This window comes from Paraburkholderia sp. GAS32, from assembly GCF_050434225.1.
Lineage (GTDB): Bacteria > Pseudomonadota > Gammaproteobacteria > Burkholderiales > Burkholderiaceae > Paraburkholderia > Paraburkholderia madseniana.
This window is the reverse complement of sequence record NZ_JBNPVS010000058.1, coordinates 46,222-63,141: the sequence shown is the minus strand read 5'-3', so window position 1 is coordinate 63,141 and position 16,920 is coordinate 46,222. Positions and strand designations below refer to the sequence as shown.

Annotated in this window: 19 protein-coding genes, 1 tRNA gene and 1 pseudogene; 7 read left to right on the top strand and 14 right to left on the bottom strand. The window is 61.0% G+C overall.

Translation table 11 applies throughout. From position 1 onward, the window contains the following. A partial coding sequence (gene nudC / locus P3T25_RS41990) for an NAD(+) diphosphatase (protein WP_429363119.1) occupies window positions 1–459 on the top strand: 459 nt, incomplete at its 5' end. A 390-nt stretch (window positions 460–849) separates the two neighbouring features. On the opposite strand, the gene ald is transcribed toward nudC, so the two are convergent. From ald to P3T25_RS41960, 6 genes are all read right to left on the bottom strand, one after another. Continuing rightward, complete coding sequence (gene ald / locus P3T25_RS41985) at window positions 850–1,968, bottom strand: alanine dehydrogenase (protein ID WP_429363117.1); 1,119 nt, start codon at window positions 1,966–1,968, stop codon at window positions 850–852. Window positions 1,969–2,646: 678 nt separating this feature from the next. Beyond that, window positions 2,647–2,719 (bottom strand) — tRNA-Lys (locus tag P3T25_RS41980). Window positions 2,720–2,768: 49 nt separating this feature from the next. Further along, entirely contained in the window at window positions 2,769–3,332 is a 564-nt protein-coding gene (locus tag P3T25_RS41975; RefSeq protein WP_429342980.1) for an Hsp20/alpha crystallin family protein, read from the bottom strand. Between the two features lie 173 nt (window positions 3,333–3,505). After that, window positions 3,506–3,715 (bottom strand): hypothetical protein, encoded by a 210-nt coding sequence (locus P3T25_RS41970; RefSeq protein WP_429342981.1) that lies wholly within the window; start codon window positions 3,713–3,715, stop codon window positions 3,506–3,508. 37 nt (window positions 3,716–3,752) lie between these two features. Further along, on the bottom strand, window positions 3,753–4,160 hold the full coding sequence (locus tag P3T25_RS41965; protein ID WP_429363115.1) for an Hsp20/alpha crystallin family protein: 408 nt from the start codon (window positions 4,158–4,160) through the stop codon (window positions 3,753–3,755). Window positions 4,161–4,184: 24 nt separating this feature from the next. Continuing rightward, entirely contained in the window at window positions 4,185–4,652 is a 468-nt protein-coding gene (locus P3T25_RS41960) for an Hsp20/alpha crystallin family protein (RefSeq protein WP_429363113.1), read from the bottom strand. A 244-nt stretch (window positions 4,653–4,896) separates the two neighbouring features. Between P3T25_RS41960 and P3T25_RS41955 the strand changes: the two genes are divergently transcribed. Together P3T25_RS41955 and P3T25_RS41950 are read left to right on the top strand one after the other, a co-directional pair. Next, entirely contained in the window at window positions 4,897–5,280 is a 384-nt protein-coding gene (locus P3T25_RS41955) for a hypothetical protein (protein WP_154566560.1), read from the top strand. A gap of 212 nt (window positions 5,281–5,492) precedes the next feature. Continuing rightward, window positions 5,493–5,870, top strand: a complete 378-nt coding sequence (locus P3T25_RS41950) for a hypothetical protein (protein WP_429363110.1) — start codon at window positions 5,493–5,495, stop codon at window positions 5,868–5,870. A 58-nt stretch (window positions 5,871–5,928) separates the two neighbouring features. Here P3T25_RS41950 and P3T25_RS41945 read toward each other — a convergent pair whose 3' ends face one another. After that, a complete protein-coding gene (locus tag P3T25_RS41945) occupies window positions 5,929–6,993 on the bottom strand; it encodes a glycosyltransferase family 4 protein (protein ID WP_429342984.1) in 1,065 nt (354 codons plus the stop codon). Between the two features lie 156 nt (window positions 6,994–7,149). Further along, window positions 7,150–7,338 (bottom strand): CsbD family protein, encoded by a 189-nt coding sequence (locus P3T25_RS41940; RefSeq protein ID WP_429363108.1) that lies wholly within the window; start codon window positions 7,336–7,338, stop codon window positions 7,150–7,152. Window positions 7,339–7,716: 378 nt separating this feature from the next. On the opposite strand from P3T25_RS41940, the gene P3T25_RS41935 reads away from it, so the two are divergent. Further along, complete coding sequence (locus tag P3T25_RS41935) at window positions 7,717–8,196, top strand: PRC-barrel domain-containing protein (RefSeq protein ID WP_097389073.1); 480 nt, start codon at window positions 7,717–7,719, stop codon at window positions 8,194–8,196. On the opposite strand, the gene P3T25_RS41930 is transcribed toward P3T25_RS41935, so the two are convergent. Both P3T25_RS41930 and P3T25_RS41925 read right to left on the bottom strand, forming a co-directional pair. Next, entirely contained in the window at window positions 8,095–8,685 is a 591-nt protein-coding gene (locus P3T25_RS41930) for a BPSL1445 family SYLF domain-containing lipoprotein (RefSeq protein WP_429363128.1), read from the bottom strand. The two genes, P3T25_RS41935 and P3T25_RS41930, sit on opposite strands and share 102 nt — an antisense overlap. A 146-nt stretch (window positions 8,686–8,831) precedes the next feature. After that, a complete protein-coding gene (locus P3T25_RS41925) occupies window positions 8,832–9,539 on the bottom strand; it encodes a glycosyltransferase (protein WP_429363106.1) in 708 nt (235 codons plus the stop codon). Window positions 9,540–10,875: 1,336 nt separating this feature from the next. Between P3T25_RS41925 and P3T25_RS41920 the strand changes: the two are divergent. The 3 genes and pseudogenes from P3T25_RS41920 to P3T25_RS41910 form a co-directional block, all read left to right on the top strand. Continuing rightward, a pseudogene (locus P3T25_RS41920) lies at window positions 10,876–11,172 on the top strand (AI-2E family transporter); the annotation flags it as partial. Between the two features lie 158 nt (window positions 11,173–11,330). Then, a complete protein-coding gene (locus P3T25_RS41915) occupies window positions 11,331–11,657 on the top strand; it encodes a hypothetical protein (protein ID WP_429363130.1) in 327 nt (108 codons plus the stop codon). 217 nt (window positions 11,658–11,874) lie between these two features. Further along, on the top strand, window positions 11,875–13,122 hold the full coding sequence (locus P3T25_RS41910; RefSeq protein ID WP_154566556.1) for a DUF2252 domain-containing protein: 1,248 nt from the start codon (window positions 11,875–11,877) through the stop codon (window positions 13,120–13,122). Between the two features lie 159 nt (window positions 13,123–13,281). Here the strand turns inward: P3T25_RS41910 and P3T25_RS41905 are convergent, their stop codons facing one another. The 4 genes from P3T25_RS41905 to P3T25_RS41890 form a co-directional block, all read right to left on the bottom strand. Continuing rightward, the gene (locus P3T25_RS41905; RefSeq protein ID WP_429363104.1) at window positions 13,282–13,827 is read right to left on the bottom strand and encodes a ferritin-like domain-containing protein; all 546 of its coding nucleotides are present in this window, start codon (window positions 13,825–13,827) and stop codon (window positions 13,282–13,284) included. Between the two features lie 787 nt (window positions 13,828–14,614). Further along, the gene (locus tag P3T25_RS41900; protein WP_429363102.1) at window positions 14,615–15,094 is read right to left on the bottom strand and encodes a hypothetical protein; all 480 of its coding nucleotides are present in this window, start codon (window positions 15,092–15,094) and stop codon (window positions 14,615–14,617) included. Continuing rightward, on the bottom strand, window positions 15,091–15,690 hold the full coding sequence (locus P3T25_RS41895) for an SAM-dependent methyltransferase (protein ID WP_429363100.1): 600 nt from the start codon (window positions 15,688–15,690) through the stop codon (window positions 15,091–15,093). The genes P3T25_RS41900 and P3T25_RS41895 overlap by 4 nt, the downstream gene beginning before the upstream one ends. Next, window positions 15,687–16,712, bottom strand: a complete 1,026-nt coding sequence (locus P3T25_RS41890) for an acyl-CoA dehydrogenase (RefSeq protein WP_429363098.1) — start codon at window positions 16,710–16,712, stop codon at window positions 15,687–15,689. Before P3T25_RS41890 ends, P3T25_RS41895 begins: the two co-directional genes overlap by 4 nt. Between the last annotated feature and the right edge of the window lie 208 nt (window positions 16,713–16,920).

Sequence of the window (16,920 nt, the reverse complement as noted above, 5' to 3'; positions counted from 1 at the left end):
GTTTGCGGCACACGCCATTTCCCGCGGGTGGATCCAGTCGTGATCATGCTGGTGATAGACGGCGAACGGTGTCTGCTCGGACGCCAGCGCCATTTTGCCCCTGGGATGTACTCGGCGCTTGCTGGTTTTGTTGAACCGGGCGAGACCACGGAAGACGCCGTGCGCCGCGAAGTGATGGAGGAGGCTCGCGTGAAGTGTGCGCGGGTTGTCTACTTCGCGTCGCAGCCGTGGCCGTTTCCTTCATCGCTGATGATCGGTTGCTTTGCGCAGGCGAGCGATACCGACATCGTCGTCGATACGGACGAACTCGAAGACGCCCGCTGGTTCTCGCGCCAGGAGGTTGCGGCGATGCTCGCGGGAACGCATGCGGATGGTCTGTCGACGCCCAAGCCGTTCGCCATTGCCCATCATTTGCTGCAGGCGTACGTCGAGAAGGGTGGTTCGGTATTGCTCAGCTGAGCGTCCCGCAAAAGGAGCGCTTGCAATTGCACACAATCGCCTGGTGCGCGAGGCCAGAAGCTGGATCGCTCACTCCGGCGTAAGGCGTCTGTGGGGACCGATTCTCGCCGCCCCTAGGCTTATCCCGTCGGCCCGATTCGAATGATGCGCGACGCCCCATTCATCTCAAGCTGGACTTCCGATTGTTGACCATCTTGGGCAATGCGTCGAACGTCTCTCTGGCCGATAGTCGACGATCAGCCAAATACAGTTCGGCAAAACGGAATTTCGTGGAATACAGATGTTCGCAGCGGGAACTTGACCAAGTCTGATAGGGGGGCGAATCTCGCCACCACGTTGGCTCGAGAGCGCGACCGGATAAGCCGTCCGCGCTTCGTCTCGATGTTTTTGCTATTCAGTGGCGATAGCACCTGCATCCTCGCAGGTGTAGCCCAGTGCTTCGGCGACCTCGGGACAGGTCACTTTGCCGAACGCGACATTCAGGCCACGACGCAGATGTTCGTCATCGGTAAGCGCCTTGCGCCAGCCTTGGTCGGCGATTTGCAGGACAAAGGGAAGCGTCGCGTTATTCAACGCATAAGTGGACGTGCGCGGCACACCGCCAGGCATGTTTGCGACACAGTAGTGTACGACTTCGCCAACTTTGTACGTGGGGTCCGCGTGAGTCGTAGGCCTCGCGGTTTCGCAGCATCCTCCCTGGTCGATCGCGACATCGACGATGACGGAGCCGTGGCTCATCGCGTCAACCATCGTGCGCGTGACGAGTTTGGGCGCAGTGGCGCCGGGCACGAGCACGCCGCCGATCACGAGGTCGGCATCGAGCACGTGTCGTTCGATGTTGTCCTGATTCGAATACACGGTGATCACGCGTGCGCCCAGCAGCCGGTCCATGCGTCGCAGCGCATCGACATTGCGGTCGATTGCGACGACCTGCGCACCCGTGCCGACAGCCATCTGCGCCGCATTGGTGCCAACCACGCCGGCGCCGAGGATCACAATCTTCGCGGGGGGCACGCCCGCCACGCCGCCAAGCAGGATGCCCTTGCCACCGTGCGCGCGTTCCAGGCTGAACGCGCCCGCCTGAATCGACATGCGGCCCGCAACCTCTGACATGGGCGCGAGCAGAGGCAGTCCGCCGCCGCGTTGCGTGACGGTCTCATAGGCGATGCAGACCGCGTTGCTTCGGACGAGATCGGCGCACTGCTCGGGGTCCGGCGCGAGGTGCAAATAGGTGAAAAGAATCTGTCCTCGGCGCAGCATCGCACGCTCGGGCGCCTGGGGCTCTTTCACCTTGACGATCATGTCGGCAGCGGCAAACACCGCTTCTGCGCTGGGCGCAACCTGCGCGCCCGCGGCCCGGTACGCGTCGTCCGTTGCGCCGATGCCTGCGCCAGCGCCTGTCTCGACGTCCACGCTGTGTCCATGCGAAACGATCTCACGCACCGAAGACGGCGTGAGACCGACACGATACTCGTGGTTCTTGATCTCCCTCGGAACGCCTATGTGCATATTGCCTCCAGTATGGGACTGCCGGTCTGCCGCGAAATGATCTGATTCCTCAGACGCCCAGCACGAGCGGCGAGCGTTGGCGAGGGAGGCATCGACGACGCTAACGCACGCAGGCGGCAGGATCGCAAGAAACGATCGCCACCGTCTACCCGATTTCACCTGTTGGCGACGCCATCGCCGGGCGCTTGGCCAGTAGCAGGTTGTGACGGGTAGCATCGGAGTGGGATGCATGCGGAAATCGAGCGTGACGTAGGTGCCATATCCGGCTACGAGTAGTGATTTCCACAATACTATCGGCGGTGTGGTAGAAGTTGTTAATGTAATTGTGGTGAATTTTGGTTGAAACACCTGAATTGGGCGACGTGTGTCCATCATCTTACATCGCAGGACTAAGGGTTTATATGCAGTCAGGTTTCCTCCATGTCTCCTTCCGATATGGATTTAGCCCGACGCCATGCGGGTCTTTTCTTCGACTACTGACTCGCTATACGTCGCCGAACGCGGTGCTATAGTCGGTTCTCCTTTCGACGCCACTCTGACAGCGGTTGTACTGCGTCCTACCACTAGTTGCCGATAAAGCAAAACATGGCCGATCGTTCAATAAAGCATAACGCGTCCAAATGGCCACTTTATGCTTAACGGCACAAAGTGACTGCTCGAGTCCGCCGCATCGTGAGGTGGGCCGTACTGGATTCGAACCAGTGACCAACGGATTAAAAGTCCGCTGCTCTACCAGCTGAGCTAACGACCCGGGCTACTCCGATCCAGTCACCCCGCAAGCGCCACGTCGCCGCCCAAGGCTAGCCAATATCGATCGTGCGGCTCGCGGTTCGCTGCTGCTCCTGTTTCGGCACCGTCAACGTCAGCACGCCCTTGTCAAACTTCGCGAGAGCGTGGTCCGGATCGGCATTTTCCGGCATCGGGATCGTACGCGTGAAGGCTCCATATGCGCGCTCAAGCCGATAGCAGCCGTCCTCCTCACTGTGCACATCCTGCTTTTTTTCGCCGCGCAACACCAGAGCTCCGTCCTCGACGGTAACGGTCAGATCCTCCCGCTCCATGCCTGGCAGTTCGACGGTCACGCGCAGTATCTTCCCCTCGTCAACCACGTCGATGCGCGGCTGGAAACGCGATGAACTGAAGTCGCCAAACCATCGTTCAAGCGCGCCGCGCGCCGAGAACGGATCGTGAAAGAAATCCTCCATCGCACGCCACGGATCACGGGGGAAAAGTCGCGAAATGTCAGGCCACGGAACACGTGACGGTTCGCTGTCGGGCGGGCTTTGCGCACTGTCCGCCTCCGGCTTGCGTCCTGCACCGCGGAGAAATTTGAAAGGGTTCCACTTTTTCAGGTCGGTGTTCATCGTATGCTCCTCGATGGTCTGACAGGAGAGCCAGATGTCCATCATTGCGCTCACACTGCCACGTTTCTGCTGACGTCTCTGGACTGCCACCCGGCGGTCACCGTCGCCACGCGTTCTGCGCTCGCGAATGCACTGCTCGCAGTCAGCCTGACGGCGTGCGGCGGGGCGTCTCGCTAAGCCTTTGCGGCGACCGGCTCCCGCTGGCCCTGACGCGGCAGATACCAGTCGGCCAACAGCTGTGCATCACACCTGATGCTGATCGGCGCCAGATATCCATCGGCGACGCCTGGTCCGCCTGCGAACCGGCGCAGCGTCACAGCCCAGGTGCTGATCGTGTATTCGCGCCCCCACGAGCCGGGCGGTGGCGACCTCGTGGTCGCCATCGGCTTTTCTCCTGTCGTCGTTGCGGGTCTTGCGGGCTCAGTTCGTGTGTACCTCGATCCGTCGCGGCCGTGCTTCGTCGCGACGCGGAATCGTCAGTTTCAGCACGCCGTCCTGCAGGTTTGCATCGATCTTCGATGTGTCGAAGTCCGGGCTCAGCGAGAACGCGCGCGCGAAATGCGGTTCACGGATCTCGGCGTGCTGCAGCCGCAGACCGGCGGGTGTGGGCACGACCGCTTCGGCCTCGATGTAGAGATTGCCGTCGTGCACCTTCACGTCGAGTTTGTCCTTTGTGACGCCTGGAAGGTCTGCCCACAGCGTAATGCCCTGGCTGCCCTCGAACACGTCCACGGCCGGTGTGAGCGTCATCCGTCGTGCCGGCTGGTCGCCCTCGCGTCGTGCTACTGATTTCTGGTCGCGTTCAGCAACCTGTGTCCTGTCGTTCATGGCTTGCTCCTTGAATGACTGGCGTTACTGGACGGCGATGGCCCGCGGCTTGGACGCTTCGCGCTTGCCGACGGTGATCGACAGGCAGCCGTTGGTATAGCGCGCCTGCACCTTGTCGGGGTCCGCGTTCTGCGGCAGTTCGATCACGCGCCGGAACGCGCCTGTGAAGCGCTCCTGCGCATAGGTGCGGATGTCGTCGCGGGCCTGGTCATCGCGGGTGTCACCACTGGCATCCTGCCGCGCCGGCTTGCGCTCGCCGGCAATCGTCAGCAGCCCCTTGTCGATCGACACGTCGAGCGCGGCGGCATCGACGCCCGGCGCGAACGCGACGATCTCGATCGAGCCGTCGGTCGCGCCAATGTTGATCTGAGGAAAGGCGCCGAAGCGACCGGAACGGATGCTGGAAGGAAAGCCGCCGAACAGGCTCACCATCTGGCGCTGCAGACGGTCGAACTCACTGAACAGGTCGGTTCCGGAATAGAGATCACTCATGGTCGTATCCTCCTGAACGCAGCATGGAGGCGAACGGGCCTACGCGCTCCAGTCCGCCTGCCAGGCCGCTGGCAAACAAATCGAAACACGCAGCGCACCGGATGTAACCGGCGCATCTGCCTGAGCGAAATCAAAGATAGAACCTACGGTGAAAATTTCAAGGGGCGGGGGTGAAATTCCGGTCTTGAAAATCGCCTGCCAAATCCTATTATCGCGGTGCACTGCTACGGAACCGGAGGACACCATGGAATTCGATTCAGACTGGCTCACGCTTGGCAGACACCGCGTCCGGCTGCGCTCGACCAGAGGTTTTCCGACGGAATTGATGCGTAGCGTGGCGGAGGTCGTGCAACTCGCGATCGACAACAACATGAGCGCCCGCGCGCGGCTGGTCGAGATCGTCTTCCAGCAGGAACAGACCTACGATATCGCCGTCGGCACGACCCTGATGGAAGACAGCGTTTGTGCACCGCACCTGGAGGCGGCCATCGCGGTCGTGCTCGGCCTGCTGCCGGAGCAGGTGAACATCACCGTGACGACTGTCAGTCAGGATGAAGTCAATCTGCACTTCGGCGTGTACGAGCGCATGCTGGCCGAGAAGCTGGGCGTTGTGCCGCCAATCCAGTGACCGTAGGGTGATGGCCTTGCTTGGCGGCGGCAGCCGCCCCGAGGCGGGTCACAGGGCGCACCCGAGCGAGCACTCGTCGGGCTTTCGTATGCCCGGCGGGAAGGCTGGCTAATAGTTGTGCTGTGAAGGGTGCGCTGTGAACCGCGTCTGAACCGGACCAGCCAGCCTTCGGGACGCCCGGGACGGTTCACAAGCCAGATGGGAGCAGCATCATGAAAAAACGCGCGCAGGCAATGCTCGGGGCGGCCGTGCTGGCCACCGCCGGCTCAGCAGCTACTGTGGTGGCTGCTGAGCCACCCCTGAAAACGTTGCCGTTGCGACAGGACATCTGGATCACTGGCACGATCCAGCGGGGCAGCGAACAGGAGGTGCCGGGCGACCATACGTCGCTCCGGCTGGACCGTCCGTCAACCTCTCCCTGCAACGACAGGGTCGTGACCGACATCGTGCTCGGCAAGGCTGGCGCACCGGACCCTTTGCTTCTGCTGTCTTATCTGGGGCAGCGGGTCGCCGTCAGGGGGCGCGTCATCTGTCCGGATTCCGGCATCCGTTTTACGCCGACGCCGGACTTCGTGTTTCCGATCTACTGACGGCAGGCGCGGCACAGCCGGACCGGTAACGGTGCGGGGCGATGGAATTCCCGTCCGGTCAGCCGACGACGGCCTGACGTAATGCCGGCGATCCTGCTGTCTGGACGAGCGCTGTATAGATGCTCATGTAATGCTGTGCCATGGCCCTGGCGGTGAAGCGGTGCACGAAGGCCGCACGGATTTCCGTTCGGGACAGCATGTCGAGGCGTGTCACGGCATCGACCGCTCCTGTCACATCATCGACGATATAGCCTGTCACACCGTGTGAAATCACTTCCGGTACCGAGCCCCGATTGAACGCAATGACGGGCGTGCCACATGCCATCGCCTCGATCATCACCAGGCCAAATGGCTCGGACCAGTCGATCGGGAACAGCAGCGCGCGGGCGCCCGAGAGGAATCCGGATTTCTCTGTGTCATCGATCTCGCCGACGAATTCGATATGCGGCTGCGACAGCAGCGGCTGGATCACGTCCCGGAAGTACGCTTCGTCGGCCCTGTCCACCTTCGCCGCAATCTTCAGCGGCAGTCCGGCGCGGGCGGCGATCTCGATGGCGAGATCAACACGTTTTTCAGCACAGATCCGGCCGAGGAAAGCCAGATATCGCGGTTGTGCCGAAGACTGTGGCGTCAGCAGCTTTTCCGGCAGACCGTGATAGACGGTGTCGAGCCAGTTCGCGTGCGGCAACGGGACCCGCTGCGAATCTGAAATCGATACGACCGGCGCCTGCGGGAACATGTCGAACACCGGCTGCAGTTCCGGCAGATCGAGACGCCCGTGCAGCGTGGTCACGAACGGCACGACGAGCTGCGAAAACGTCGGGAACGGCAAATAGCTCAGATGGAAATGCAGGACGTCAAACGTATGGGCGACGCGCCGCACCTTCTCGAGCAGCAACAGGTGCGGGGCAAACGTATCGGAGATTCCAGGATCGAGCCGCAGGGCGTGCGGCCAGGCGGCTTCGAGATGCGCGCCTGTCCGTGAGTCACCGCTCGCGAACAGGGTGACGTCGTGCCCCAGCCCGACCAGTGCCTCGGTGAGGTACGACACCACGCGTTCCGTGCCGCCGTAGAGCTTCGGCGGCACCGCTTCATGCAACGGCGCAATCTGCGCGATACGCATCTGGCAACTCCGTTCAGGTACTTCGCGCAGACCGTGCGCGTATAAGGACGCGACAGGAGAAACGGAAACGGGCCAGCGAAACGTACGTTGGCCCGCGCATCGACAGATCAGAACGCCGTCCTGAGCGCGGTCCTGACCTGTCTGAGGACGCTCTTTTCAGACGGGCTTCCGGGGCGTATCCTTGACGGCCTTCTTGACATCGCCCGCCTTCTTCCGTGCTGCGCCCGCCGCTTGCTGGACATCGCCCTTGACTTCCTGTTTCGTATTGCCCGTTGCGTGTCCAACCGCCTCATTCACCTTGCCCTTGACCTTCTCCGCCGTCCCCTTGACCTGATCCTTGTTCATGGCCGACCTCCAGTGCAAAACTGATCCATGGATGGGTTACCGCCCCTACCGGGCAGGCTCAACATTTTGCGCAAACGGCGTGCCTGGCCGCGCCGTTGCCGCTGCGCCATGTCGCCGTCTCCGTCCCCGCCGGACCGATAAAGTGAGTGCATTGGGGAGTACGAAATTACATTGCGTGATACAACCGGCGCGCTCCGCGCATGACGACTGTCGGCTCGCCGCAATGAGGCGCAAACTGAGAGTGGCAGGAGCGCGTGCAGTGAGCAGCATGGCTTTCGCCGCGAACGGCACGATCGCGCCTGGCGGCCCCATTCGCTCCTTCGCTGACTGACACGTAGCGAGGTCGATACGAAGTTCGCGATCGTTAAGTGCACGCTGATGCTCGCCAACGCTTTTGTCACTGACACCCTGCGGGCCCAGGGGACGGTGCAATCGATCAACACGACCCGGGGCGATGTCGTTCAGCTGACGTCCGGATACAGGGCCTCCAGGGTCATCGGCTCGACCGTCTACAACGAGCGCACGGACACGATCGGAACGATCGACGATCTGGTTGTGAGCCCCAAAGATCGCGTGACCTACGCCATTCTGTCCGTCGGTGGTATTCCCGGTCCCGGTACCCACCAGGTCGCGGTGCCCTTTGACAGTCTGCACGTCGTCGACAAACAGATGCGTTTGCCTGGCGCCACCCGGGACTCGCTGAAAGCATTGCCCGAATTCAGATACGCGTCGCCTGGACCGCCAGGACCCAGCGTGTCAGATCCTGAGCCGCGTGACCTTGGTGCCTTCCAGCGACACGCCGGCCATCAGGCCCGCATTGGTCAGCACGAAGGCCTGTATCGGGTCAGTCGCGGTTGACGTATCGATATTGCCGTTCGCCCCGACCTTCACCACGGCGACCGTCGCGTCGGCGCCGACTGCCCAGCCATCGCTGTTGCGGAAGCGGTCGAGCGCATCCTGCGTCATGAACAGGAAAATGATCGCCTTGGACTGCGCGCCGATCTGCAGACCGAACGAGCCGCCCGCCGTGCTGTAGTAGCCGGCCGTCTGGCCACCCACGCGCAGCGCGCCTTCGCCGTACTGCCCGCCGATCCAGAAACCGGCCTGGATGACCGACGGGAACACCAGCACACCGCGCGCTTTCGCGACGAGTTCGCGCGAACCACTGGCGGCGGTGTACAGTCGCGCGAGCGTTGTATCGACACCGGCATTGATGGACCGGCGCTTATCGGCATTTTCCGACGTGTCCGATCCGGATTTCGGGGGCGTAGTCGTGCAGCCAGCCAGACCGAAGCCGCCCGTTGCGAGCGCCGCGCTCGCGCTCAGAATGAACTGTCTCCTGAGCATCATTGTTCTCCCGAGATATCAACGATCAACGCGAAGTGCGAGCTTCGAGGTTCGAGCAGGCACCTTCGCGTACTGCGTCAGTCCGTCGTGAAATTGACCCTGCGCGCGTGGCGAACTATCCGTGCCCCGTGCACAACCTTCCTTGTTCACTCTGGCTCGAATTCATCGAGCAATGCGGCGCGGGGCCAGCCCAATGGCGCCAATCGTCTGCTGACCCCCCGCAACGTTGCACCAAATCCCCGGCGAGCCCGGCAGTCCATCCGTGCGCTTGTCACGACACGCGTCGATGCGGTCCACGCGATAGTGGCGCCGGTGCCAATCAGTGCCTGGACGAAGGCGACATCTTCGTTAGATTCAAGCAACGGGAATCCGCCCGCTCTAAGGTATGCGGTCGCGGAGACACCGAGATTCGCACCATGAATATGATGGTGGCCGTCAGCGTCGCAGTATGTCCTGAGAAAGTCTTCCCGCACCGCGTCGCAGTGCTCTGACCAGTCGTGAACGCCGATTATGCCGCATACCGCGTCCGCGCTGCAGCGCAACTGCTGGACAAGCCAGTCTGCAGGAACCACAGAGTCGGCATCCGTGAAGGCGAGCCATCGCGCACCGCTTTCTAGCGCAGCGCGCGCGCCCGTCGCGCGGGCCATGCCGATATTGCGGCCCGCGACCTCGATGATCTGCGCACCCAGTGACGCGGCAATCTGGCCCGTATCGTCCATGCACGAGTCCAGCACCACCGTCACCTGCACGTCCTCGCCGCCGAGCTCCTTGTGGCGCGCCGCCAGCATTGCGGCGCTAACGCACTCCCCGATGCAGCAGCCCTCGTTGTGGGCCGGAATAATAATGCCGATCATTTTGCACTCCGTTTTGTTGTTCTGTCCGTGCGCACACGGACATGACGGACCGATGAAAAAGCACTGCCGCGTTGAGCCGGCTGTACCGATGGCGGATAGAAGGTGGCAGTGCCAAGCATGTGTGCGCTCAGAACGCATCCTCACACGCGCCCTAGCTCGCCCTGTCTTCTCTTCTCTACATGGTCCCACGGACCAGCAATTTCTGGACCGAGCGCGAGATGTGGCCTGTGGTTTTCTGCGGTGGAGTGCGGGCGCATACTGTCCATCGCGATCGATCGCAACTGTCGGGAGGCGTTCCGTACGTTTTTCAGACCGGCATCGCCCGATTTTCGGGTGGACCGGCGGCACTGCGAGTTGACGGTCTTTACCACTTCGAGCACTGGCATGATCGTTGCGCACCCGTAACGCCTGGTGGAGTTCGCCGCGACTACGTCGAACCTGCGAGCGCCGATTCCCATCGTCGCGCGAATCGTCAATCGTCGGCAGCGTCGCAGACATGATGGCTGCGACCACATGGCGGCATGTGTCGGATGAGCGCGTTCCGGGAGCGCCCTTCACGTTGCACTGCCTCGCATGGCAGCTGCCATGTGCCGGCCACGGACGCTTCATATTTGACGCCACCGCGCGGCGCGTCGGTGCCGCACGCGGTTTCAACAGGTACCACTTGCCTTCATGCGGATTCACGAGGCGTTAGGTTAGTGCACGAGTCATTCGCCCGCACGTGGAACCGGGTGGCAACCCACGACGTCATGAAGGGCAGTACAACTAACCTGAGACGAATGACCGATTGCTATGGAATGAAGGCGGCCGACGCCGCACTGCACTCTCCGGCGCGCCACAGGACGCCTTCCGCCCACAGAGCAGTATCGGAACAAAAAATGACTCACCATGAAATGAACCGAGAGATTCTGCAGCTGGAAAATCTGTTCGGACATATTTTCGCCGTCGTACTGGCGCAGTCGCCTCGATTCCCTCCATGCGGTAGTGCTGCTTCCAATGCATCGCGCGCGGCAAATGAGGCTCGATGCATCGTTACGCGTCATGGAGCGATCAAGTTGGGGCGTGCCCGTGAAAATCCGATCGGGATGGTTCGCTCCCGCTCTCTGAGCGCCCTTGCCCGATTGCAACGAGGTTCGTTCGTAAGCCACGCGGTTCTCTCATGTTGGTACCGGTTGACCCGATTTGTAATCCGTGTCCCACCGCGAGACACAGAAAGGCAGTGTCCATGGCCTGCCATTTCCGGCCCAGTCGGAACCGAATACGTACCAGACCGCCAGACCCGTTCTATGCCGGATAGAACGTGTAATGGCGCGTTATACCCCTCCTGCAAGCTTAGATGACTCCGAATCCGCCACGATGGCCAGCGACAAAGGTGGCGCCTACGGATGCCCCCCATCTCCGAGCGTTGACGTCCCTTGTTACCTCCGTCGTTGTAATTTTCGCACTGGATCTCGAACGGGTCGTTCTAGTCCCAATCACGCTTGCCGTCCTGCTTAGCTTTCTTGCGGCACCGTTGGTCGATTTGCTTCGGCGTCTGAAACAGGGACAACTACCTTCTGTTGTAGTTGCGGTCCTTTTGGCGTTGACTCTGATCGCAGGTGTAGGAACCCTGCTCGGCGCCCAGATCGCCCAACTCGCGACCGAGGCACCTCAGTACCAGGCCGCCATAGAAAAAAGATCGCGCGTGTGCAAGAGTCGACAGTTGGACGAGCCGACGCGTTTCTCGAGACCGCATCAAACGCGCTCAAGCGTCTCTCGCGTCCTACCAGGGCAAACGGCGGAGGCAGTCCCGTGTCGGCGCGACCGGCTGAAAAAGCACCGATGCCCGTGGAGGTCCACGAGCCGCCTGCGTCGCCCGTCTCCCTGGCACAGCAATTCCTATCGCCAGTCGTCAACCCCCTTGAGACCACCGGCATCGTTCTGGCGGTTGCCACCTGTATCGAGAAACTGGAATTCATCGACGTGCTTTTCGGGGATCGCCCACCGCTCACTCCGCCGACCAACTTCTATCAACGGATACTGGCAGACGATCCCCAGGAAGCGCTCCAGCAAGCCGAGACATTGTTGAAGAAATGCCCCTTGTCGAGTACTACGACTCTGTCGCCCTTGAAGGGCTGAAGCTTGCCCGGAACGCCCAGCCGGCGACTTTGCGGAACAGTCGGGTAAGGAAACGGGTTGTGGGCCAACTGCCACGCGAGTGAGCGAAATATCGCCGGACACGAATTAAGCACAATCTCCCTGACATACCGGGCCCGCGCGCGCCAATAACTTTTGGTGCATTCTATCCAACAAGCGATGCCTCTGGACCACGTCCACTTTATCTCGAGATCACGCCATGGCCAAAAAGCAAACCGACGAAAAGAAGCGTACCGGCGGTGAGAAACTGCCTGACTTCAAAAGCCGGCAGGCCATCCTGCTTGCCACACGTAACGCAAAAATGGCGCGGTCAGCCCATGCCTATGTCCGTGGGAACACCACGCAGTTTTACGAATGGCTTGATGCAAGTGACAATAAAGCTTTGCCCGAGGGCCCCGCGATATGGATCTGCGGAGACTGTCACACCGGCAACCTGGGTCCTGTTGCGGATGCCCAGGGCCGCGTCGAAGTTCAGATCCGGGATCTCGACCAGACCGTTATCGGAAATCCCGCCCACGATCTGATTCGGCTAGGGCTATCGCTTGCGACCGCCGCGCGTGGTTCGGACCTGCCCGGGCTGACCACGGTCCATATGATGGAGGCGCTCGCCGATGGATATGAATGCGCGTTCGACAAGGCCGCAAAGGGAAAGCATCTCGATCTCGGCGAAAAGCCAGAGACCGTGCGGGTTGTCATGAAGGAAGCGGTCCGCCGATCGTGGAAGCACCTGGCAGTCGAACGCCTTGAAGACACCAGGCCGACGATCCCGCTCGGCAAGCGTTTCTGGCCCCTCACGAAGGATGAAGCTGCACAGATATCCTCATTGTTCGAAAAGGGTGCCATCAGCCAGCTCGCCACCAGTCTGCGGGGACGCAGTGATAACGGTCAGGTGACCGTGCTAGATGCCGCCTATTGGGTGAAAGGGTGTAGTTCGCTTGGCCGGCTGCGCTATGCCGTGCTACTCGACGTGGACGGCGGTGTGGTTGAGGGAGACGACCTTTGCCTTGTCGATATAAAGGAAGGGATAAAGGCGGCAGCCCCTCGATACTCGGGCGCAAGCATGCCACGCGACAACGCGGAACGCGTCCTTGAAGGGGCGCGCCACCTGTCGCCGTTTCTAGGCGAACGGATGCGCGCAGACCGATTGCAGGACCGGTCAGTGGTCATCCGGGAATTACTTCCGCAGGACATCAAACTCGAGGTTGAACAAATCAGTCAGGCCGAAGCGATGGATGTGGCGCGCTACCTCGCGCAGATCGTCGGTAAAGCACACGCCCGACAGATGGATCACGGCTCCCGCCGGGCCTGGCTGAAAGAGTTGAGGCGCAACCGTTCCAAGACCATTGATGCCCCCCCTTGGCTATGGAACAGCATTGTCGAACTCGTCAGTAGTCACGAAGCTGGATACCTCGAACATTGCCGCCGATATGCACTAGCCGGAATGTAGTCAGATACGGCCGACGTAACGACGTGCACCATGGCCAAGTCGGGACTCTCGCCCGCCGGCACCGCGCTACAGTCGACTCTGAACGCGCGGGCCGCCAGTTCTGGGAGCCTACAGATAGATTGAAATCGACTTTGCCCCGCTCTTGCGTGGGCCGTCCGCTCAGCTCTTTGCCGCAAGGCCTCCGAGCAAATCCGCCATGTCGTCAGCGTGTTCTTCTTCCACTGCGAGAATTCCCTCCATCATGCGCCGCGTCGTCGGGTCTTTTTCGCCGAGGTACTGGATGATGTCGCGATAACTGTCGATGGCGATGCGCTCAGCGACAAGGTCTTCCTTGATCATGTCTACGAGGGATGTGCCTTCCACATATTCAGCGTGGCTCCGGCTCACCAATCCGTCGGGTGCAAAGTTGGGTTCGCCACCCAACTGGACTATGCGTTCTGCGATCTGATCGGCATGACCCTGCTCCTCGTTCGAATGGACCAGAAACTCATCTGCGACGCTTTTGGATGCCGGTCCCTTTGCCATGAAGTGATGGCGCCTGTACCTCAGCACACAGACGATTTCTGTGGCCAGCGAGTCGTTGAGTAATTTCAGGACAGTTTCGCGGTCCGCCTCGTAGCCAGCCGTTACCGCACCTTCGTCGATATGCTGACGGGCACGCTTGCGCAAGGTCTGGACGTCCGTCAGGAAGGGTTTCTGGGACATGAGAATCTCCTTGAAATTTCAATAAAAGACATTGATCTACACATCCGCTGAGACCGACCAGAATGACGGCGCAAACGCGGAACGATATGTCGTATTTTCCGCCAGCTCACGGCAGGGAGCCACACAGAGGCATACTTGAACTCGGGTAAAGACTTCAAAGACTGATCGCGGCGCCAGACGGTACAACCTGCCTTCAGTCGACCTGATTGCCGCTGGACGGAACCGCGATCTGGGCCGAGTGGAATCATTTTTATGTCCAACCAGCAGCAAGGCACGTGCCCCCGCAGTGCAGCACGGGTGAGAGTGGCGACCTGGAATTGAATAGACAACGCCCAACGTACCGGGCTGCAATGAAGTGAACCGTGAAGAAGCGTTGGAATGCGATCGGCTAGAGTCACGGGCACCGCGCCGAGTAGTTGCGACGGTGCAACCGCGCTTATCCGAGCGCGTCCAACGGCAACGGTCGGATGCACGGACAGACCACACTGCAGAACGTCCTGTCCAGTAATGTCGGGAAGACTTCCATCGTCCACGAACGGACAAATGATATTTCCCGCTTGAGCGATTTACGGCGCGTTTCAGCCAGGTGGGCTCCAGCGTCGGTGTACTGAACACCATAACGATCATGAATGTAGATTCGACCCGTTCGGTGCGAACCCGATGCGTCGCGGCAAACGAACGGGATCTGTGGCCTTGACCCTGCGAAGCCAACCCTGCGAAGCCAACCCCGTGATCCATAGCCAGCGGACCGCACTCCCCTCCAGACCCAGCTCCGTCCAGACACGAATCAACCGGTGACGGTTTGCAGTATCGCTGTGCGTTGCCCGCCGTGACGCAGCGCCCCAAAGCTGTCGACGCATTTCTGCGCCATGGTCCTGGCACCGAAGCGCCGTTCGAACTGAGCCAGTATTTCCGTTCGCGACCGTTCGTTGAGATGTTGCAACGTACGCATTGCACTCTGAACGTCTTCGCAGATATAACCGATGGCGCCGTGATCGATCACCTTGGGTACAGAGCCACAATTGAATGCGACGAAGTATTCCTGGTCGACCTTACCGGTCTTTCGAGCAGTCAACGCATCAGATCCCAGTTCCTGGTCCAATGCATGATCGATGAAGTCTTCTTCGCAACAAGCACGTCCAGCGTCTGCATAGCGACTGTTACGGCACGATCGCTGGGCGCGCGCAGCCACGGACGGCGGGCTGACGAAAGAAGATACCCACCGGCGTGTCAAGGCGCTAATTCCTCGCATCGCGATGCCGATCACACCAGGCCCTCCCATTGCGCGACGGAGCGAGCGCACTTTGACCAGAGTTCGAGTGTGAAATCCGGTTCCACGTGTTCAACCATTCGATGCAGTAATCCGGGCCGATGGAACGCCTTCGATATGTCGTCAACTGTCTGCGCCCATGGTTCGATCGGGTACCGCCAGTGGCAACTCACTACGTAACCATCGTCTGTCAATGACAACAGCACGTGCTCGACGAGTGACGCGAGTTTGCGTGGCGCGAGGTAATACGCCAGTTCGCTGAGCACGATCAGGTCGAATCGTTCATGGGGCCAATGCTCAGGCATCTCAAGCTGCTTGACGCGTGCCCCGGGAATGCCAATGAGGCGATGGCGGGTGAGCTCGACCGCACGCGATGAAAAATCCGAACACAACAGCCGATCGCAGCGCGCGGCAAGTTCCGCTGCAATTGATCCGTTGCCGCAACCCGGCTCAAACCCATGCCTAAAACGCTCGCGTGGTAGTGCGGCCAGCATGAGCGCGCGCTTTCGCCGCTCGTACCAACTGATGTTGCACCGCCAGGGGTCATCGTCGCGTCGGAACTTGTCGTCAAAATACTGTACGCGCGTCGTCATAGCGACCACTCATCGTGATCGCGCGCAACCGACTGGCCGAGCGCAGCGAGGTCGTGTTCCGCGTGGCTCTGCCGCACAAATACTGGCAAGTCGGCACTCATCTGCGCAAACCAGCGGTCGCGGCAAAAGGGCGTTGCACCCAACGCACGTCCTGTCGCCTCCAGAACCGCACAGACCGCCGCTTCCGTCACGCTGCGGGCACGAAGCGCGACTATCATTGCATTGCAGTGCGGGTTTTCGTCGATCCACGCGGCCGTCTCGCGAAGTACTGAGGCGGCGCCGGTGAGCGCGGCATCGACCGTCCCCAGGTGTGCGCGCCTGTAAGGATCGTCGCGACGCACGACCGCGCGACGCAAGGTGTTCCCAAGCGCAGCTGCGGCGCCATACCAGCAGGCCGCAATACCCGCTGCACCCTGCCAGAATCCCGGGCGGCTCAGATACTCGCCCGATACGCCGACAGGTGTTGCGGGCACGGCGTCAAACTCGACTTCAACACTTTGTGTTGCTGCCATGCCGACCGCATGCCAGCCCCGTTCGGTTAGATGGATACCGGGTTGCCGAAGGTGGACTGCAGCAAGCCATTTTTCCCCGAGCGAGTCGCGGCAGGTGACAAGCGCGTCGGTGACGAAGGCCGCTCCTGAGCACCACGCTTTGGTGCCAGTGAGTGTCATTACCGCATCGCAGTCGCGGTCCGCCCGCAAGACTGCGTCAGGAGGCTCGGCCGCCCACACAGCCCAGATGCCCCCGGGCGTGAGCGCCATCGGAGCGCGTGATTCGGCAAGAATCGCGAGCGCGTCCGTGTGCGACTCATAGATTTTTACGAGCGACAGGTCACGGCCGGCGATCGTCGCCAGGACACGCCAGCGCGCCAGCGTGGCGCCGCGGCCAGGCAGCGGCAAGCGGTACCCTGAACCGGTCAGCGCTGCGCTCGCCCCCGCGAGTGCGTTGACGCTTCGGCACGGAAGATCCAGCTTGGCCAGAACGCCATCAAGTACAGAATATTCATTCGGATAATTTGGCATGACATATCAGACAGCATGGCTAGCCGCTTTCCAAGATCTCGGACAATCTGAAGCCCACCACATCGCGTTGGGCATTGACGCACCAGGGGCAGCATCGCTTCCGACGCTGGGTCTTCGCTCGTCGGCACCTGGTGTGCAGTGTATTGGTGCCTCAGTCGGTGACGATGATCCAACTCGGACGCCGACTTGCATCCGTGTGCGAAGGCTG